Origin of the sequence: Catenuloplanes japonicus (assembly GCF_000717135.1) — a bacterium.
In the GTDB taxonomy this organism is placed as follows: domain Bacteria; phylum Actinomycetota; class Actinomycetes; order Mycobacteriales; family Micromonosporaceae; genus Catenuloplanes; species Catenuloplanes japonicus.
The window spans coordinates 188,077-206,398 of the sequence record NZ_JNXY01000001.1 but is presented as its reverse complement, the minus strand read 5'-3'; the positions used below and the strand labels follow the sequence as shown (position 1 = coordinate 206,398).

The 18,322-nt window shown below is 72.6% G+C and carries 16 protein-coding genes and 1 pseudogene; 10 read left to right on the top strand and 7 right to left on the bottom strand.

What is annotated here, in order from left to right; translation table 11 throughout:
* The first annotated feature begins 2 nt into the window (after window positions 1–2).
* Entirely contained in the window at window positions 3–449 is a 447-nt protein-coding gene (locus OP04_RS52840; protein WP_198153645.1) for a hypothetical protein, read from the top strand.
* 148 nt (window positions 450–597) lie between these two features.
* On the opposite strand, the gene OP04_RS01015 is transcribed toward OP04_RS52840, so the two are convergent.
* Both OP04_RS01015 and OP04_RS01010 read right to left on the bottom strand, forming a co-directional pair.
* Entirely contained in the window at window positions 598–1,017 is a 420-nt protein-coding gene (locus OP04_RS01015; RefSeq protein WP_033337513.1) for a hypothetical protein, read from the bottom strand.
* 258 nt (window positions 1,018–1,275) lie between these two features.
* Entirely contained in the window at window positions 1,276–1,902 is a 627-nt protein-coding gene (locus tag OP04_RS01010) for a TetR/AcrR family transcriptional regulator (protein ID WP_198153644.1), read from the bottom strand.
* A gap of 91 nt (window positions 1,903–1,993) precedes the next feature.
* Here OP04_RS01010 and OP04_RS01005 point away from each other — a divergent pair, with 91 nt between their 5' ends.
* A complete protein-coding gene (locus OP04_RS01005) occupies window positions 1,994–2,902 on the top strand; it encodes an NADP-dependent oxidoreductase (RefSeq protein ID WP_033337512.1) in 909 nt (302 codons plus the stop codon).
* Here the strand turns inward: OP04_RS01005 and OP04_RS01000 are convergent.
* Genes OP04_RS01000 through OP04_RS00990 form a run of 3 tightly spaced genes read right to left on the bottom strand, consistent with a single transcriptional unit; the run spans window position 2,888 to window position 8,137 of the window.
* Window positions 2,888–3,844, bottom strand: a complete 957-nt coding sequence (locus tag OP04_RS01000) for a hypothetical protein (protein WP_051796892.1) — start codon at window positions 3,842–3,844, stop codon at window positions 2,888–2,890. The genes OP04_RS01005 and OP04_RS01000 overlap by 15 nt on opposite strands.
* The gene (locus tag OP04_RS00995) at window positions 3,801–5,006 is read right to left on the bottom strand and encodes a lycopene cyclase family protein (RefSeq protein ID WP_033337511.1); all 1,206 of its coding nucleotides are present in this window, start codon (window positions 5,004–5,006) and stop codon (window positions 3,801–3,803) included. The genes OP04_RS01000 and OP04_RS00995 overlap by 44 nt, the downstream gene beginning before the upstream one ends.
* Window positions 5,003–8,137: a hypothetical protein gene (locus tag OP04_RS00990; protein WP_033337510.1), complete on the bottom strand. Its 3,135-nt coding sequence runs from the start codon at window positions 8,135–8,137 to the stop codon at window positions 5,003–5,005. The genes OP04_RS00995 and OP04_RS00990 overlap by 4 nt, the downstream gene beginning before the upstream one ends.
* A gap of 33 nt (window positions 8,138–8,170) precedes the next feature.
* Here OP04_RS00990 and OP04_RS00985 point away from each other — a divergent pair, with 33 nt between their 5' ends.
* From OP04_RS00985 to OP04_RS00970, 5 genes and pseudogenes are all read left to right on the top strand, one after another.
* A complete protein-coding gene (locus OP04_RS00985) occupies window positions 8,171–8,533 on the top strand; it encodes a DUF1304 domain-containing protein (protein WP_033337509.1) in 363 nt (120 codons plus the stop codon).
* An 8-nt stretch (window positions 8,534–8,541) separates the two neighbouring features.
* Window positions 8,542–8,982: a helix-turn-helix domain-containing protein gene (locus tag OP04_RS00980; RefSeq protein ID WP_033337508.1), complete on the top strand. Its 441-nt coding sequence runs from the start codon at window positions 8,542–8,544 to the stop codon at window positions 8,980–8,982.
* Window positions 8,979–9,092: pseudogene (locus OP04_RS56680) on the top strand (VOC family protein); the annotation flags it as partial. The gene OP04_RS00980 and the pseudogene OP04_RS56680, both read left to right, overlap by 4 nt.
* Window positions 9,093–9,219: 127 nt before the next feature.
* On the top strand, window positions 9,220–9,405 hold the full coding sequence (locus OP04_RS55375) for a VOC family protein (RefSeq protein WP_232323418.1): 186 nt from the start codon (window positions 9,220–9,222) through the stop codon (window positions 9,403–9,405).
* Between the two features lie 691 nt (window positions 9,406–10,096).
* Window positions 10,097–11,002, top strand: coding sequence for a DUF559 domain-containing protein (locus OP04_RS00970; protein ID WP_033337507.1), 906 nt, complete (start codon window positions 10,097–10,099; stop codon window positions 11,000–11,002).
* Here the strand turns inward: OP04_RS00970 and OP04_RS00965 are convergent.
* Complete coding sequence (locus OP04_RS00965; RefSeq protein WP_033337506.1) at window positions 10,992–12,476, bottom strand: Nramp family divalent metal transporter; 1,485 nt, start codon at window positions 12,474–12,476, stop codon at window positions 10,992–10,994. The genes OP04_RS00970 and OP04_RS00965 overlap by 11 nt on opposite strands.
* 212 nt (window positions 12,477–12,688) lie before the next feature.
* On the opposite strand from OP04_RS00965, the gene OP04_RS00960 reads away from it, so the two are divergent.
* The 3 genes from OP04_RS00960 (at window position 12,689) to OP04_RS55370 (ending at window position 17,575) form a co-directional block, all read left to right on the top strand.
* Window positions 12,689–14,137, top strand: a complete 1,449-nt coding sequence (locus OP04_RS00960) for an FAD-linked oxidase C-terminal domain-containing protein (RefSeq protein ID WP_033337959.1) — start codon at window positions 12,689–12,691, stop codon at window positions 14,135–14,137.
* 245 nt (window positions 14,138–14,382) lie between these two features.
* Window positions 14,383–15,621 (top strand): FAD-binding oxidoreductase, encoded by a 1,239-nt coding sequence (locus OP04_RS00955; protein WP_033337505.1) that lies wholly within the window; start codon window positions 14,383–14,385, stop codon window positions 15,619–15,621.
* A 481-nt stretch (window positions 15,622–16,102) separates the two neighbouring features.
* Entirely contained in the window at window positions 16,103–17,575 is a 1,473-nt protein-coding gene (locus tag OP04_RS55370; RefSeq protein WP_033337504.1) for a (Fe-S)-binding protein, read from the top strand.
* Here the strand turns inward: OP04_RS55370 and OP04_RS00945 are convergent.
* On the bottom strand, window positions 17,565–18,308 hold the full coding sequence (locus tag OP04_RS00945; protein ID WP_033337503.1) for a TetR/AcrR family transcriptional regulator: 744 nt from the start codon (window positions 18,306–18,308) through the stop codon (window positions 17,565–17,567). The two genes, OP04_RS55370 and OP04_RS00945, sit on opposite strands and share 11 nt — an antisense overlap.
* Between the last annotated feature and the right edge of the window lie 14 nt (window positions 18,309–18,322).

Below are 18,322 nucleotides of genomic sequence, written 5' to 3'. Positions count from 1 at the left end.
ACATGCTGCAGGAATTCCGATCACTCGAATTTCATCGGGACTACGAGTTCGTATGCGAGGAACTCCCGAAACTGTCCAGCGAGCGAGGCATCTCCGGCTTGAACGACGAAGCTCAGCGAAAAGTCTACGCGGTGGGCTACTTTTTCCAGCTGTACGCGATACTCGCCCAACTCGGCATCATCGACAGACGATTCATGGGCGTACTGCTGCGTCGGCGCTACGTTGAGGTGTGGAACAGCCTGAGGCCGGTCGTACTGCGCGAACGCCAGCTTAGAAATCTGCCCGACGAGTCGATTCTGAACTGGCTGGAAGAATTCGCGGCATACGCAGAGCGACTGCCAGCCGATGAGATCGTGCGGATTCGGGTAAAGCAACACAAACGCTCAAGCGTCCGCAATACGGCACTCAATACTCGGTCCGCGACCACAGATCCGGCATTAGTTGAATGATCCGCTTCCAATTAGCACCTGACACAGATCGCGTGGCCCGATCCAGCGTTCGAGAGCACGCAATCATCGAGAGCCAGGTTCGCGGCGCAGACCAGGGCTGGCACCTAAAGCCTCATTCATCGCGGACCAGGCCCGATCGGCAGCGAGGTCAGAACCAGAAGAGGGTGATCACGCGCCAGGGCTGGTCGAGGAAGACGATGGCGGCGCAGGTGGCAAGGATGGCGGTCTTGAAGCGGTTGAGGCCGCCGATGTACCAATTGTGCAGATCCTCCCGGGCCATCCGCCAGACGAAGTGCGCGATGGGCAGGGTGAGCAGCGCGGCCAGGATGGTCAGCGGAACGAGCAGCCAGAGTGGGACGGGGACGAGCAACTGCAGCAGGCGGACGGCGAGTGAGCCGGTCAGCCAGGCGGCGACGGCGGCGTGCGAGTTGCGCTCGAAGAGGTGGGACGCTGCGGGGTGGTCGTGGGGGTGGTGGCGGGTGCGGGCGGCAGCGAGCTGGACCCGCATCGCCCACAGGGACAGGACGATGATGTAGCCGTAGACGGCGATGACCGCGATCAGGAACATTCGCCCACCTCCTCGGACCGCAAGCGCCACGCTACTGCGCTGCGGCAAGGGCACGTCCACACGCTAGGGAGCCCCTGACCACGGCGGAACTGGCTCCGAGCGACGAGCGGAGCGCCAGCGGAGCCCGACGCGAGGTTTGCCCGCGGGAGCATGCGGACCGCGACCACGCTGGAAGCGGGAAAGCAAGATCTTGATCTTGTGGTCATAGATCCTGGGGTTGAGACGCGCCTTGGGCAGGGCTGCCGCGACCGACGAAAATCAGCGCTTCTGGCGGAGCAGCGCGCGGTAGAGCTGAGGCGGCGTCGGCGGGTCGGGCAGCGGGGCGGCGGCCTCGGTGGCGAAGGACTGGATGAGGTATCCGACCAGGCGGCGCCAGGTGTCCTGCGCGGACTGGGCGGTCGCGGTGAGGACGCCGGCGTTGGCCATCAGGATCATGATCATGTCCTGGTGGACGAAGTCCTGGCGGAGGTGGCCGGTGGCCTTGGCGCGCACGATGAGTTCCTGGAAGCCGAGGCCGGCCCGGTCGCGGAGCGCCTCGAACGCCTTGGCGGTCGGGAAGACGACGGTGAGTACATCGGTGAAGCCGCGGTCGTCGGCCTGCATCTCGCAGATGCGTTCGACGTGGGTGCAGAAGCCGTGCCAGGGGTCGGGGTCGGCGAGCGCGTCGTCGACGGCGGCGGCGTAGGCGTGCATCTTGTCCGCGAAGACGGCCGTGATCAGGTCGTCCTTGGTGGGGAAGCGGCGGAACATGGTGGCGACGCCGACGCCGGCCCGGCGGGCGACCTCGTTCATCGAGGCGTCGAGGCCCTGTTCGGCGAAGACCTCGCGGGCGGCAGTGATGAGCCGGGCGCGATTGCGTTCCGCGTCGACGCGTAGATCTGCCACTCCACCAGGATAACGACGCAAGTGGAGCGCCCGCACCACTTGCATGCTACGGTGTAAGTGGAGTACCCACACCACATATGAGGAGTCGACCATGCGCGCTGTCGCGTTCACCGAGTTCGGGGCGGCCGTCGCCGTGCGGGAGATCGCCGTGCCGGAGCCGGGCGAGGGCGAGGTACGCGTCCGCGTGCACGCCGCCTCGATCAACGGCTTCGACCTGGCCGTGGCCAACGGCTACCTGCAGGGCGTGATGGAGCACCGCTTCCCGGTCGTGCTCGGCAAGGACTTCGCCGGCGTCGTGGACGCGGTCGGTGCCGGCGTCGGCGGTTACGCCGTGGGCGACCGCGTCTTCGGCGTGGTGACCAAGGCGTTCCTGGGCGACGGCTCGCTCGCGGAGTTCGTGACCGTGCCGGTCGCGATCGGCCTGGCGAAGCTGCCCGACGAGGTCTCGTTCACGGACGGCGGCGCGCTCGGCCTGGCCGGGTCCGCCGCGCGCGACGCCGTGGCCGCGGCCGGGCTCACCGCGGGCGAGCGGGTCCTGGTCTCCGGCGCGACCGGCGGCGTCGGCAACCTGGTGGTCCGGCTCGCCGTGCAGGCCGGCGCGACCGTGATCGCGACCGCCCGCCCCGGCGAGGAGCAGGAGCTGGTCACGTCGCTGGGCGCGGCGGAGACCGCGGACCACACCGCCGGGCTGGCCGGGCAGGTGAAGGACGTCGACGTGGTCTTCCACCTGGCCGGCGACGCGGCGGAGCTGCTCGGCGTGCTGCGCGCCGGCGGCCGGTTCGTCTCCACGCTGGTCGGCGCGCCGGACCAGGTGCCGACCGAGGAGCACACGGTGCTGCCGGTCCGGGCGCAGCCGACCGCGGCCACGCTGGACGCGCTGGCCGCCGATGACGCCCGTCCGGTCGTCGAGAAGGTCTACCCGCTGGAGGGCGCGCTGGACGCGATCGCGCACTTCACGGCCGGCACCAAGGGCAAGATCGTGGTGTCAGTCGCGGAATGAGCGGGCGTTCTCGCGGGCGGTGGTGAAGGCCGACACCGCATTCCTCGTCCGGTACGTCCACGGCCAGTCGCTCACCCGGTCACCGAGCAGGTCGAAGACGCGGGCCGCGTGCGCGTTCGCGTCGGAGAGCTCCAGCACCATGGCGAACGTGTTGCCGCGCGGCACCCAGCCGGGCGGCGGCACGAACGACGGGTGCAGCACCGACTTCTCCGCCGCGGCGACGATCTCGTCCCGGACCTCGGCGGACGTGATGTACGCGGCGTCCTCGTCGTTCGGCAGCGCCAGCCACTTCTCCAGGTGCGCGACCGCGATCAGCTCGGGCAGCAGGCTGGCGGCCGGCGCGGACGCGGTGGCCGCGCGGGCGAACGCGAACATCTCGTCGTGGCTGCCGAACCACTTGGCGCACAGGTACTGCAGGCGGTGCTCGTGCGCGACCACGTGGTGCGGGTGCCGCTTGACCACCTCGTCGAAGCGGGCCTGCGCCACGTCCTTCCCGGCCTGCGTGCCGCGCGCGGACGCGACCAGCCAGGCCCGCGAGGTCACGTCGCCGGGGTCGCGGGAGGCGACGTCGGCCAGCAGGTGCTCGGCCGTCCGGAGCCGCCGGTGGAACTCGCGGAACGCGTCCTGGCTGGTCCGGTCCGCGCTGGCGGCGCCGCGCGCCTCCCAGGCCCAGAAGACCGCGTGGCAGCCGCGGACCAGCACCGGCAGCGTGGAGTCGGGCTCGGCGCGCACCCACTCGCCGATCCAGTCCTGCACGCCGCCGACGTCGGCCGCGGCCTCCATCAGGTAGGCGCGGGCGTCCGGCTCGGTGGTGGCCTGGAGAACATCGCGGGCAACGCGCCAGTCCCTGGCGGAAAGCGCGTCGATGAGCGTCCGAGCGGCCGGATCCCCATGCGCGTCATCGATCCTGAGTCCTGCGGGCTTCTTGCGGAACGGCCACATGGAAAGGAGATCTTAGGGCCACCCTTCCGAGCGCATCACCCGCGGCCGCCCGCATCATCGGCAGCAGCGGGCTGGACGCCATCAGCGCCAGATCCTCGCGCACGCCGGTGGCCCCGTCGAGGAAACGCAGCACGCGCCCGGCCGGGTTCCGGTCGAAGAGCCCGTCGAAGAACGCCACGCCGTCGAGCAGGCCGCGGTCGAGCGCGCGCAGCTGCACCGCGTCCATCCAGCGGTGCCGGGCCGGGTACGCCGGTTCCGGGATCGGCGGACGGCCGGCCGCGACCGCGCGCGCGATCTGCCCGGCCTGCCGGGCCATGGCGGAGAACGTGTAGCCGGTCGAGGGCCGGGTGGCGCCGCCCGCGGTGCCGAGCCGGACCACACGCGGCGAGGGCCGTTGCGTGAACGGGCCGTCCGTCATCGGAATCACGCCGTCCTCGATCTCGCGCACCTGCAGCGTGGAGAGGTCCAGCCCGAGCAGGTCCGCATAGCCGCGCAGCGCCCGGTCATAGGCGTCGTCCGAGAGCACCGCGGGCGAGAACTCCGTGTACTCCACCAGCGCGAACCGGTCGCTGACCGGCAGCACGTAACCGAACGACACGCCCCGGGCCGGCTGCGGAGTGCGGAAGTCCATCAGCACGGCGCGGTCCGGGTCGAAAACCGGTCGCTCCGAGAAGAGCCACCAACCCCGAAAATGCTGCAACCAGCTGGTACGCCCCGGCCGCCGAGGCTTCCGCGGCCGCGAGTCGAGCGCCCACGCCGCGCGCACCAGCGGACCGCCCGGCCCGGAGACCACCACCCGGTCGCCGTCGTCGGACACCGACTCCGCGGGCACGGTGAGCCGGACCGCGCCGAGCCGCGCCTCCGCGGCCGCGGCCAGCTCGTACAGCGGCGCCGACCTCAACATGGCGTAGCGCATCGGCTCCAGCGGCAGCGTCCGGCGGCCGGCCGTCGTCACCACGTCCACCGCGTCCCAGCTCGCGCTCAGCAGCGGGTCCAGGAACGGGTCCGGGGTGCCCCAGAACGCCCAGGTCCGGTCCTGGCCGCGCTTGTGCACCGGGTCGACGATCGCCACCCGCAGGTCCGGCGACGGCTCCAGCGCGGCCAGCACCAGCGAGGCCGCGCCGCCGCCGCCCACCAGCACGATGTCGGCGTCGACGGTCACCGCGGCGCGTCCGCGGTCATGTCGGCCGAGAGCGCCTCGTCGCGCACGTCCGGGTCCGGGTGGGCGCGCAGCGCGGTCAGCAGCTCCCGCCACGGCGTGTGCCAGTTGACGGACGCGCCGTGCCGGGCCAGCTCCACCGCGATCAGCCCGCCGGCCAGGTCGCCGCGCGCGGTCAGCCGGGCGATCGTCTCCCTGGGGTCGGTCCATCGGCTGGCGGTGCGCAGGTACGCACCGGCCTGCGCCGCGATCCGGGCCGCCAGCACCGGCCGGCCCGCGCACCGGTCCGCGATCTCGTCCAGGTTGTCCAGCCGGCCGAGCTCGACCAGCAGCCGGAGCGCGACGCCGAGGTGGTCCGGCCGGTCGGCGAGCGCGCGGGCGACGTCGATCAGCGGCGTGCGGTCGGGCATGGTACGGGCGCGGATCGCCGCCCCCTGGGTGAGCACGTCGATGCGGCGCCGGGCCGGCTGGTCGGCCGCGGGGTCGTCGCCGGGCGGGTCCAGCACCAGCAGGTCCAGCGCGGCCCGGAGCGGGGCGGCGTCACCCCGTACCAGTGCGGCGGTCTCCATGGTCGTCAGCGGCGTGCCGAGGCCGGCCAGCCGGTCGGTGATCAGCGCGGACACGTCCGGGGTCCACCGTGTCCAGTGCGCCAGCGCGGAGAACGCCTCGCGCCGCACCTCGGCGTCGCCGGCGCGGCAGCAGCGTGCGATCAGCGCGGCGTATCGCGGGCGGTGGCGTTCCGGGACCGTGGCCGGCCGTGCGCTCAGCACCGCACGCCGCTCCTCCCGGGCACCGTCGACCGCGGTGTGCAGGACGGTCCAGCTCTGCTCCGGCTCGAGCCGCTGCCGTGCGGTGGCGACGATCGCGGCCCGCACGTCCCGGTGCGTGTCCGGGGCGGTGTAGATCGCGTGCAGCGTCGCCATCGACTCCGGCGGGCCGAGGCGGCCGAGCAGGCGTACCACCTCCTTACGGCTGGTGATCTTCATGGGCCCGGCCAGCGCCGCCCCGAGCACGGTCGCCAGCGTGGACGGCCGCGTGTGCCGGGCCGCCCGGCCGGCCGCGTAGACCGCCACCCGCGCCCGGTCCCCGCCCGCGTGCCCCAGCAGCAGCGGCAGGACGTCGGCCGGGCGGTCGGTCCAGGCCAGCGCGCCCAGCGCCGCCTCCGCGATCGGCACCTCGGGCGCGTCCAGGTGGCGCCGCACCAGATCGAGGCCGGCCCCGGGAATCCGCGCGGCGGCCCGCACCGCGAGCGCCCGCGCCTGCACGCCCTGGCCGTGATCGGCGACGATCCGGGCCTGCAGCTTCACGAACGCGGCATGCTGGCGTGGCACCCACCGTTCCGGCCGGAACGGCCACCGCGCGGTCCAGCCCTCGGTGAACCGCCCCTTCGCCTTGAAGATCAGCAGGTCGGTGCGGGACGCGCAGATCGTCTCCCAGACGCGGCCGATCACCACCGCGGACGGGTCGGCGGCCAGCACCTCCGCGACGCGCGCGGACCGGGTGCGCGGATCGGCCAGCCACAGCTCGATCGCCTGCCGCGCCACCCACGGCCGCGTGCGCTTACCGGCCGCGCGGCGCAGCAGCTCCTGCAGCTCCGGCAGCCGGTACGCCCGCCGGCCGAACGCGTGGGTGAGCGCGAACAGCGGCCCGTACCGCGCCCGCGCCATGCCCGCCTCGGCCCAGCCGCGCAGCCGCGCGAAGACCAGCGCCTCCTGGCCGCGGCGCAGCACCGTGTCGAACCGGCGCAGCACCGGCACGGTCGCGTCGCCGCTGACCCGGTCGATCGTGAACAGCGCCCATTCGCGCAGCTCCGGCGTGTCCACGTGGTGCTGGAGCACGTCCGCGGCCAGCCCGCTCAGCGCGATCGTGGTGCCGGCGGAGGCGTCCCGGGCCTCGACCGCGTCCGTGGTCAGCCGGGCCAGGCCCGGCGCGACCGGCGCCGTGAGCAGCGGTGCGATCCGGGTCAGCGCGGTCAGCGCGGCGCGGCGTACCGGGTCCTGCTCGTTGCGCAGCCGGCCGAGCCGCTCCACCACCTCGGCCGCCACCCGAGGATCACGGGACCGGCGGGCCGCGTCGACCAGCAGCTGGTACCCGGCCGCGCGCTCGTCCGCGTCGCCGGACCGCAGCGCGCCCTCCAGCGCCGCTGACGCCTCCGGCCAGGCCAGGTAGGCGCTCCAGGTCTGCACCGCGGCCTCCCGCTCGCGGATCCGCGGCAGGCCCAGCATGCGGGTCGCCTCGCGGATCCGGGCCGCCCGCGGCAACACCTCCATGATCGCGTCAACCGGCGTCCAGGTGGCCGTGTGCATGCCGGTCATCGCCAGGTCGTACAGCGCGGTCCGGTGCGACGGGGCGACCTCGTCCAGCAACGTGGCCAGCCGGTAGCCGTCCTCCCGGAGGCGGGCGGCGAGCGGCGCCAGCTCCGCCGCGGGCAGCCGGCCCAGCCGCCGCAGCAGCGCGCGCGGCAGCCGGGCCGACCGCAGCCAGCCGGCCCGGTCCGGCGCGGTGAGCAGCCCGGCGACCCGGCGGGCGTCATGGGCCGCGAGGACGCCGTACCTGATGAGCGGCCCCGGCAGCGAATCCTCCGGCGCGTACCGTTCCAGCAGGTCCAGCACCTGCGCCGGGTCGCAGCGGAGCACCGCCTCGGACCAGACCTGTCTCCGGTCCTCGACCGCGGCCGCGGACAGCCGCTCGCGGGCCCGGTCCAGCAGCGGGCCGGGATGCCGGCGGAGCAGCCGGTGGGGCGCCACCTCGTGCTCCAGCTCCGGCAGCAGCGCCCGCACCGTGGCCTCGCCGCAGGCCGGCAGCAGCGCCGCCGCCTCCGCCGCACCGAACCGCTCGCGCACCGTCGCGATCATCGCGTCCGCGCGCTCCGGATCCGGCCGCGCACGCAGCCGCCGATAGAGCCGGCCGCGCTCCTCCCGCGGCAGGTCCGCCACGTCCGTCCCCCGGTCCTCGCCGGTCGCGACCGCCGCCAGCCGCCGCTCGTAGGCACCGCCCGCGCGAAGATCGGCGCACACCGCGTCCCGGTCCGCGGACGTGCGCGCCCAGTGCACGAGACGCGACATCCTGGCCGGGTGCGGCAGTGGGTCGAGCGAGGTCAGCAGCTTGCGTGTGGCATCGAGCACGGCATTCATTCTGCCCGGCCGCCCTCCGCGTAGAGTCGCCGCGTGAACATCGCAGCGAACATCGTCGTGGGCCTCGTCATCGCCATCCACCTCTACATCGTGGTGCTGGAGATGGTGCTCTGGGCCAAGCCGCGCGGGCAGGCCACCTTCGGCATGACCCCGGAGTACGCCGAGTCCACCAAGACGCTCGCCGCGAACCAGGGCCTCTACAACGGCTTCCTCGCCGCCGGCCTGATCTGGGCCCTGCTGGCCGACGGCACCACGTCCTACCAGGCAAAACTCTTCTTCCTCGCCTGCGTCCTGATCGCCGGCCTCTACGGCGCCGCCACCGTCAGCCGCCGCATCCTCTTCGTCCAGGCCGTCCCCGCCGCCCTCGGCCTCGCCCTGGTCCTGATCGCAGGCTGACCGGCCCCATGGTGGCGACCGAGCTGCTCTCCCACCTGCGCCGCGCCCGGGACCACATCGACCGCCACTCGGCCGACCCGCTCGACCTGGACGCGCTGGCCCGGGTGGCAGGCGTCTCCAAATACCACTTCGCGCGCAGCTTCCGCACCGTCTACGGCCAGACCCCCATCCGGTACCTGACCCGCCGCCGCATCGCGCGTGCCCAGGACCTGCTGCGCGCCGCGAACCTGACCGTCACCGAGGTCTGCATGACGGTCGGCTTCGCCAGCCTCGGCTCGTTCTCCGCCCGCTTCTCCGCGCTCGTCGGCGAGTCCCCCGCCGCCTACCAGCGCCGATGGGCCGCACGCGGCGCGCCGCACGTGCCCGGCTGCTACCTCTTCATGGCCGGCGTGCTGCCGCAATCTCGGAGAAGCCAGGAGCCGGCCCCCGCCCGTACCGTCAGCTCATGATTACGAACATCTCGCTGGTCACGGTCTACTGCCTCGACCAGGACGCCACGCGTGACTTCTACGTCCAGCACCTCGGCTTCAAGCCCGGCGTCGACGTACCGATGGGCCCCGGCTTCCGCTGGGTCACGCTCGTCCACCCCAACCAGCCGGAGCTCGAGGTCACCCTGATGCTCCCCGGCCGGCCCCTGGACGGACGACGCCGCCGCCTTCGTCCGCCGCCAGCTCGAGGCCGGCAAGATGGGCGGCCTCGGCCTCCGCGTCGACGACTGCCACGCCACGTTCGCCTCCCTCAGCGCCGCCGGCATCACGTTCCTCCAGGAGCCCTCCGACCGCCCCTACGGCATCGAAGCCGTCATGCGCGACAACACCGGCAACTGGCTGGTCCTCGTCGAACCTAAAACCTTCACCCCGCAACACCTCTAGTTCATTTCCCGCTCCCAGCACGGTCCAGCAGCGCTGCTCCCGCGGGCGATCTGCTCCCCCCGAGGCCCAAGCCCCGGACCCCACGATCGATATTCCCGCTTCCAGCACGGTCCAGCAGCGCTGCTCCCGCGGGCAAACCTCCGGAGATCGGAAGACTCCGCTGGCGCTCCGCTTCCGACCTCCGACCGGAGCCGGTCCCGCGCGGGCTGGGGAAGAGCCGCGACCCCCGCCGCTGCCCACGTCCCGCCCGCGCGTCACGCCTCCACCGCCCTACCGCACTTCCCGCCCCGCTGACCCCACCCTCGCCGCGACCGCGGCGGGCGGGCAAAGCGAAGCGCCAGCGAAGTCTTTGCCCGCCCCGAGGTTTGCCCGCGGGAGCATGCGGGCCGGACCACGCCGGAAGCGGGAAAATGATCTCTGAGATTTTGATCGTGAAGTCCGAGCCCGCGCGTGAAGTCCGAGACCCGCGCTCGATCAAGAGTCCGCACCCGCCTCCGCAAACCGGACACTCCGTGCCCGAAATCTCACCATAAGGCGGACGTCGACATGCGCGAGCATTCCAGTCGGACCGCCCGCACACGCGCGTGGATCATTGACGTCGGCAGAATGGCGGTCAAAGCCGCCCGCTGACCGCCATTTCGTCGACGTCAATGATCCACACACGGTGATGCTACAGGTCCATCATGGATGAATGACTCCGGTGACCCGGCAACTACGGCGCGAACCCTTCCGGCGCCGGGAGGCGGTCAGCGCCGGCCTCGTCACGCCGGCCGCGCTCAGAGGTCCGCACTGGCAACGTCTCTATCAGGGCATCTACATCGAGCGCGCGGCGTTCACCCCGGAGCATCACCGCATGTGGTGCGCCGCCGCGCAGCTGATGATGCCGGCCCGCGCGGCGATCGGCGGGCGGAGCGCGGCGTATCTCCGGGGCATCGATCTCCTCGCCGCGGCCGAGCCGGTGTCGATCATCCTCCCGGGTGCGCGCACCACACGTGACCAGCCGATGCTTCAGGTCATCCACGGTGAACTGCCGCGTGACGATGTGGAGGTGCTCACCGGGTTCAGGGTGACCACGGCCGCCCGGACGGCGTTCGACCTGGGGCGTGGCGCCGATCGTATCCAGGCTGCGATCGCGGTGGACGCGATGCTGCATCGCCGGCTGGTGTCGCTCGCGGCGCTGCACCGGACCGCGGACACGCATCCCGGATGGCGTGGTGTCATGAAATTTCGTGACATTCTGCGGCTGGCCGAACCGGGAGCGGCCTCACCGATGGAAACCCGGCTACGGCTGGTGATCACCGACGGCGGGCTGCCACGACCGGTGGCACAGTATCGAATCCGAGACGACGCCGGATCGTTCATCGGCCAGGTGGATCTGGCGTATCCCGCGTGGAAGATCGCCATCGAGTACGAAGGCGACCACCACCGCGACCAGGCAACGTTCCGCAAGGACATCGCGCGATTCAACCGGTTGCAGGCAGCCGGGTGGGCCACGCTGCGGTTCACCGCCGACGACGTCTTCAAAAGGCCCAACAAGATCATCGAGGGGGTACGGCACGCGGAGGCGCGCCGCCGCACCCAAGAGCTCAGAACGTGACCAGCGGGTCTCCCACCAGGTCGGCCAGGAAGTTGATGAAGAAGAAGCCGAAGAAGAGGACGTTCGCGATCAGCAGGACGTAGTGCCAGGGGCGGGGCCGTGCGGGACGCGGCAGGCGGCTGTTGAGGTAGATCAGCAGGAACGGGTAGATGAGCGCGCCCAGGTTGGACATGTTCGCCGACCACTGGACCAGGCTGACCGGGACCGCCAGGTGCAGCACGATCGCGATGACGACCAGCAGGCCGAGCATGAACGGGTAGTAGAACCGGCGCGGATCGCCCTCGACCAGGCGGCGCAGGCGGGGGCTGGTGGCGTGCGCCGCGTCCGTGACGACGCGGACCATGCCCTCGAAGATGCCGAGCTGCGTGGAGAAGAGGACGAGCACCCCGACGACGAGCGCGACGTAGAACGCGAGACGGCCGTAGGACACGTCCAGCGCGGCCGCGACGAACGTGGGGACGTTGGCGGCGGTGGGCTTCTCGCCGACCACGTTCACCGCGTGCGCCATCAGGATCGTCGGCAGCAGCATGCCCAGCAGCGCGCCGATGAAGAACACGCCCCACATGTCGAGCAGCAGCAGCCGGTACCAGCGACGCCATCGCCCTTTATTTACCGTATTATCCGGAAAAGTCATGCCGACGGACAGCAGGCCGGACCCGCCGCCGCCCCGCAGCCCGGCCAGGAAGCCGGTGTGGAACCCCATCCCGTAACCCTTGTCCCGATAGTGGCCCATCACGTACCAGTTCAGGCCGGAGACCAGCGCGGTGAAGCCCGCCAGGCCACCGAGCTGGGTCGCGGTGATACCCGCGGGCGGCGCGGCCGGCGTGACCAGGCCACGCAACCCCTCCCACCAGATGTCCCACGGCACCACGATCACGTCGACGACGAACAGCGCCACCAGGATCGCGCCCACCATGATCCAGTTCGCCAGCTCGAGCGTGCGGCTGATCCGCTTCGCGGACGCGGTCAGCACGAACACCAGCACCAGCAGCGCGATCGCCCACAGCCGCGGCTCCTCCGCACCGGCCGGCGCGGGTTCGCCGTGCACCAGCGCGTACAACCCCTGACCGGCGGACGCGGCCCATCCGCCCGCGATGAACGCGAAGATCACCAGACCGACGGAGAGCGGAACCCACAACCACAGGCCCGGGGGTACGCGTCCCCACGCCACCACCGGGGTCTCGCCCGTCGCCATGACCGTGCGCGCGCACTCCACGTTGTAGAACGTCTGCAGCACCGCGGAGACCAGGATGACCCAGCCGACGCCGACGAACCCGAACTGCCCGACCGCCTGCGGCCCGAGCAGCCACTCGCCACTGCCGATCGAGATGCCGAGCGCGATCAGGCTCGGGCCGATCGCGAACTTGACGATCTGCCAAGGGCCCAGCCGGGGTACGCCGAAGACCTCCTCCGGCTCCGGCAGGTCCCGGACACCGAGCGGCGGACGGCTGACACCGAGCGGATATTCGGCCATCGCGGGACTCCCTCCAACGGCAAGGAATCCATAGTGGTGGATCAGTCTCCACGATCACAATTCTTCAGCCAAAACCCGGACGGCGGGCAGGCACTGCCAAAACCGGGCAGCGGCTGCCCGCCTCGGCCAAAACCCGGACGGCAAGCAGACACTGCCAAAACCGGGCAGCGGCTGCCCGCCTCGGCCACTGATTTGCGGGTAACGTGACCGTCATGGATGCGCTCGCGGCGGTGACCAGCCGGGTCCGCACGCTGCTGCCGGACCACGCGGTGATCACCGACCGGGCCCGCCTGCGGACGTACGAGTGTGACGGCCTCACCCACCACCGCGTCGTGCCCGGCCTGGTGGTCCTGCCCGAGACCGCGGACCAGGTCGCCGCCGTCGTCGCCGAGTGCGCCCGCCATCAGGTCCCGTTCGTCGCGCGCGGTTCCGGCACCGGGCTGTCCGGTGGCGCGCTCCCGCACGCGGCCGGCGTGCTGATCGTGACGTCCCGGCTGCGCCGCATCCTGGCCGTGCGCCCGGAGGACGAGCGGGCCGTGGTCGAGCCCGGCGTGATCAACCTGGACGTGAGCCGCGCCGCCGCGCCGTACGGATACCACTACGCGCCGGACCCGTCGAGTCGCCAGGTGTGCTCGATCGGCGGCAACCTCGCGGAGAACTCCGGCGGCGCCCACTGCCTCAAGTACGGCTTCACCGCCTGCCACGTGCTCGCCGCCGACCTGGTCACGCCGGACGGCGACCTGGTCACGCTGGGCACCGAGGCACCGGACGCGCCCGGTTACGACCTGCTCGGCACCGTGATCGGCGCGGAGGGCACGCTCGGCGTGGTCACGTCCGTGACCGTGCGGCTGACCCGCGACCCGGAGGCGGTCACCACGCTGCTGGCCGCGTTCGCCGGCACCGACGACGCGGGCGCGGCCACCTCCGCGATCATCGCGGCCGGCATCGTACCCGCGGCCGTGGAAATGATGGACGCACTCGCGATCGAGGCCGCCGAAGCGGCCGTGGCCTGCGGCTATCCGGCCGGTGCGGGCGCAGTGCTGATCGTCGAGCTGGACGGCCCGGCCGCGGACGTCGCCGCGGAGCTGTCCGTGGTCACGCGCCTGTGCACGGACGCCGGCGGTTTCGCGCTGCGCGTGGCCGCGGACGACGCCGAGCGCGAGCTGATCTGGAAGGGGCGCCGGTCCGCGTTCGCCGCGGTCGGCCGGATCAGCCCGGACTACATCGTGCAGGACGGCGTGATCCCCCGGACCGCGCTGCCGGAGGTGCTGCGCGCGATCGCCACGCTCTCCGCCGACTCCGGCGTCCGGGTGGCGAACGTGTTCCATGCCGGCGACGGCAACCTCCACCCGCTGGTGCTCTTCGACGCGGCCGTCCCCGGCCAGGAGCAGCGCGCCGAGGAGGTCAGCGGCGCGATCCTCGACCTGTGCGTCACGCACGGCGGCTCGATCACCGGCGAGCACGGCGTCGGCGTCGACAAGGCCCGCTACCTCCCCCGCATGTTCACCGATCACGACCTCGACACCATGCAATTGGTACGGTGCGCGTTCGACCCGGCCGGCATCGCCAACCCCGGCAAGATCTTCCCGACGCCCCGCCTGTGCGGCGAGGTCCCCCGCAAGCACCACGCCGCGACCGAGCCCGCCCGGGACATCTTCTGATGCCCCGGCGCGACGTGGCCGCGGCGCTTCGCGACGTGTGCGCCTCGGTCGTGCGGGTCTCGGACGACGCCGGGCCGGCACCGGCACGGCCGCCCGCTGCCGGGTCCTCGGCGGAATCATCCGACGCTCGGCCCGCCGCCGGATCCCCGGCAGGGCCGTCCACCGGTCGGCCCGCCGCCGGATCTCCGGCCGCACGCGTCCCCGCGACGCCGAGTCCGGAGCGGTCCCGATCGGACGTCGCCGGCGTGCGGGCCTCGTTCGTCGCCCGTCCGGCCGACGCCGCGCAGGTCGCGGACGTGCTGCGGGTCGCGGCCGCGCACGATCTCGCCGTGGTCCCGCGCGGCAACGGCACCCGCCTGGACTGGGGTCTTCCCCCGTCGCGGCTGGACCTCATCCTGGACCTGTCCGCACTGGACCGGATCGTCGACCACGCCGCCGGTGATCTCGTTCTGGTCGCCGAGCCCGGTGCCCGCATCGCGGACGTGCAACGCCACCTGGCAGCCGCCGGTCAACGCCTCGCCGTGGACGCCCCCGCCCCCGGCGCCACGCTCGGCGGCACGGTCGCGACCGGGCACTCCGGCCCGTCCCGCCTGCTGGCCGGCCCGATCAAGGACCAGATCATCGGCATTTCCCTGGTACGCCCCGACGGCACCCCCGCGATCTCGGGCGGCCGGGTCGTGAAGAACGTCGCCGGCTACGACCTGGCCCGCCTGATGTGCGGCTCCTACGGCACGCTCGCCGTCTTCACCCGCCTGATCTTCCGCCTCCGCCCGCTGCCCGCCGCCCGCGCGTTCATCACCGCGCCCGTCCTCGGCCCGTCCCTGGCCACCCCGCTGATCGAGGCCGTCGCCACCGCCCGCCTGGCCCCCTCCGCCGTCGAGCTCGACCTCCCCGCGCCGCCGCCGGACGACGCCGCCCGCAGCGTGGCCTGCCCGCAGGGCGCGGTCGTGGTGCTGGTGGAGGGCTCGCCCGGCGGTGTGGCCGGTCGCGCGTCCGCAGTCCGCGAACTGCTGCAGAAGACCGGCGCGGAGGAGGTGCACGTGCGTGCGGAGTCCCCGCCGTGGTGGGGCGCACTGCCTCAGTGGGACGCGAAACCTCAGCGGGACGCGAAGCCTCGGTCGGCGGAGCCCTCCGCCGACGACGACACACTGCTGCGGCTGACGTTCGTCCGCTCCGGCCTGCCCGAGGTGCTGTCCACCGCCCGCGATCACGGTGCCGCACTGCGCGGCGCGGCAGCCGCCGGCGTGCTCACCGCCGCGCTCCCCCACGCGGCTCCGGACCGGGTCGCGCTCGCACTGGCCGCGCTGCGCACGGTCTGCGCCCGCTACGGCGGCACCGCCGTCGTGCTGAACGCCCCGCCCGAGATCCGGTCCGCCGTCGACATGTGGGGCCCGATCCCCGCCCTGGACCTGATGCGCCGCGTCAAACAGCAGTTCGACCCGTCCCACCGCCTCTCCCCCGGCCGTTTCGTCGGCGGCCTCTGACATGCCCGCCACCGATCAGCGGCACCAGGCGCCGTGCCTCGCCCGCACGGACGCTTCCCGCCCGGAACCGTGGGCCACGCGAAGTCACGCTCGTACCGGTCGCTATGTCACGAAATTTCGGGCGCGGAGCGCCCGCCCCCACGGGCAGGGCGCGCACAGGCTCCGAGCCCCGCCCGCGTGCACGCTTCCCGTCCGAATCCTCCTGGTACTGCAGGCTGCCGAAAGCCATGCTCGCGCCGGCTGCTATGTCACGAAATTTCGGGCGCAGAGCGCCCGCTCCGACGAGCAGGGCGCGCACAGGCCCCGACCTCGGCGTCGCCACACGCAATCCGACACGGACCAGCGAGCACTCCGCAGGTCCCGCACAAACCGAAGGGCGCTCCGCAAGTCCCGCACGAATCGACGGGCCCTCCGCGCCCGAAATTTCGCCATATCGATTACTTCCCCGGGCATATGCGCTGGTAGCGGAAGGGCGGCAGGCATGAGTGAGACACGGCGGCCGGATCCGAAGGTGGTCGGGGACTGCGTGCACTGCGGGTTCTGCCTGCCGGCCTGCCCGACCTACAGCCTGTGGGGCGAGGAGATGGACTCGCCGCGCGGACGCATCCACCTGATCGATCAGGTGATCAACGGCGCGCCGGTCGACGACGTGCTCACCGGCCACCTGGACGCCTGCCTGGGCTGCCTGGCGTGCGTACCCGCGTGCCCGTCCGGCGTCCGCTACGACCTGCTGATCGGCGCGGCCCGCGCGCAGGTCGAGGAGGAACACCGCCGCCCGCTCCGGGAACGACTGCTCCGCTCCCTGATCTTCGCGATCTTCCCGCACCCTGCCCGGCTCCGTCTGATGCGCGGTCCGCTGTACCTCTACCGCCGCCTGGCCCTGGACCGCCTGATGCGCCGCATCGCACCCCGGCTCGCGCTCCTGGCCCGCCTGGCGCCCGAGCCCCGGAGCCTCCCGGACTCCGGCATCCCGAGCCGCGGGAACGCTCAGCCGGAAAGCCTTGGCACCGCGCGGCAGGCCGGCAGCCTCGGCCCCCACCACGACGCCGGTCCCCGCCGCGCGCAGCACGACGCGCCCCACATCCCCGCGCACGACGACGCGCCCCACGACTCGGCCCACGTCTCCGCGCAGCACGACACGGACCGCGTCTCCGAGCCGGCGGACGCTCCCCAGCGGCCCGGCACCGCCCGCCCCCATCGCCCGCGCGGCCGGACGGCGATCCCGGAACGGACGCCCGCGACAGGAACCACCCGCGCACGCGTCGGGATGCTGACCGGGTGCGTACAGCGGGAGTTCTTCCCCGAGGTGAACGCCGCCACCGTCCGGGTGCTGGCCGCCGAGGGTGTCGAGGTGATCGTGCCGAAGCGGCAGGGCTGCTGCGGCGCGCTGTCCTGGCACTCCGGCCGGGACCGGGAGGCCCGCGGTTTCGCGCAGGACGTCGTGACGGCGTTCCGGGACGTCGACGTCGTGGTGGCGAACGCGGCCGGCTGCGGTTCCGCGCTCAAGGAGTACGCCGAGATCCTCGGCGAGGCACCGCCGTTCCGGGTCGTGGACGTGGCCGAGCTGCTGCACGAGCTGGGCCCGGTCGCGGAGCGCCACCCGCTCCCGCTCTCGGTCGCCTACCACGACGCCTGCCACCTGGCGAACGCCCAGGGCATCCGCACCGCCCCGCGCGCGCTGCTGCGGCAGATCCCCGGTCTGACGCTCCACGAGATCCCGGACGCCGGCATGTGCTGCGGCAGCGCCGGCGTCTACAACGTGCTGAACCCCGCCCCCGCCGCCGATCTCGGCGACCGCAAGGCCGACGCGATCGCCGCCACCGGCGCGGACCTGCTGGTCACCGCGAACCCCGGCTGTCTCCTCCAGATCGCCGACGCCTTCCGCCGCCGCGGCGGCACCCCGCCTCGGCTGGCCCACACGATCGAGGTCCTGGACCGCGCGATCAGCGGGTGATCAGGCGCGCGATCCCGTCGATGATCCGGTCCAGGCCGAACTCCAGCGCGTGGACCGGGTCGAGCATCGCGTTGTGCTGCTGGCCGGCGGCCGTGCCGACGCGGCCGCCGAGCGGGAACTGGCTGCCGCCCATGACGCGTTCGAGGACCGGGCCGGTGTTCTGCCACCACTCGGCGTCGGAGAGGCCGGTCTGGTCCTGGGCGCGGCGCAGCGAGGCGCGCATGCGCCAGACGCCCTCGACGTAGACAAGCAGCATGGTGAGCGTGGAGTCCATCTCCACGTCGGTGAGGCCGATGCCGTCGAGCGGCGCCAGCTCCAGCTCGTACTTACGCATCACGTTCGGCCCGAGTTCGCCGCGGCCGTCCATGGCCTGGAGCAGCCACGGGTGGCGTTCGTAGAGCGCCCAGTTCTCCTGCGCGATGGTCCGCAGCCCGGCCTGCCAGTCCGGTGCGGAGCCGGGACGGTCGGCCGGATACAGCTCGCCGAGCACGGTGTCGGCCATCAGCGCGGTCAGCTCGGTCTTGCCGGGCACGTGCGTGTAGAGCGACATGGTGCCGGCGCCGAGGTGTTCGGCGACGCGGCGCATGACGGCGGCGTCGAGGCCCTCCGTGTCCGCGATCTCGATGGCGGCGGCGACGATCGTGCGCACGCTGAGCCCGCTGCGCCCGGCGTTGCCGTGCGACCCCCAGAGCAGTGCGAGCGTGCGTGCGGGGTCGGGGGCGCGGCTTTTCACGCGCCCATCGTAAC

Coding starts and splice junctions, on each gene's coding strand:
- OP04_RS52840 (WP_198153645.1), top strand. CDS start 3: ATGCTGCAGGAATTCCGATCACTCGAATTTCATCGGGACTACGAGTTC.
- OP04_RS01015 (WP_033337513.1), bottom strand. CDS start 1,017: ATGTTCCTGATCGCGGTCATCGCCGTCTACGGCTACATCATCGTCCTG.
- OP04_RS01005 (WP_033337512.1), top strand. CDS start 1,994: ATGCGCGCTGTCGCGTTCACCGAGTTCGGGGCGGCCGTCGCCGTGCGG.
- OP04_RS01000 (WP_051796892.1), bottom strand. CDS start 3,844: ATGTGGCCGTTCCGCAAGAAGCCCGCAGGACTCAGGATCGATGACGCG.
- OP04_RS00990 (WP_033337510.1), bottom strand. CDS start 8,137: ATGAATGCCGTGCTCGATGCCACACGCAAGCTGCTGACCTCGCTCGAC.
- OP04_RS00980 (WP_033337508.1), top strand. CDS start 8,542: ATGGTGGCGACCGAGCTGCTCTCCCACCTGCGCCGCGCCCGGGACCAC.
- OP04_RS55375 (WP_232323418.1), top strand. CDS start 9,220: ATGGGCGGCCTCGGCCTCCGCGTCGACGACTGCCACGCCACGTTCGCC.
- OP04_RS00970 (WP_033337507.1), top strand. CDS start 10,097: ATGACTCCGGTGACCCGGCAACTACGGCGCGAACCCTTCCGGCGCCGG.
- OP04_RS00965 (WP_033337506.1), bottom strand. CDS start 12,476: ATGGCCGAATATCCGCTCGGTGTCAGCCGTCCGCCGCTCGGTGTCCGG.
- OP04_RS00960 (WP_033337959.1), top strand. CDS start 12,689: ATGGATGCGCTCGCGGCGGTGACCAGCCGGGTCCGCACGCTGCTGCCG.
- OP04_RS55370 (WP_033337504.1), top strand. CDS start 16,103: ATGAGTGAGACACGGCGGCCGGATCCGAAGGTGGTCGGGGACTGCGTG.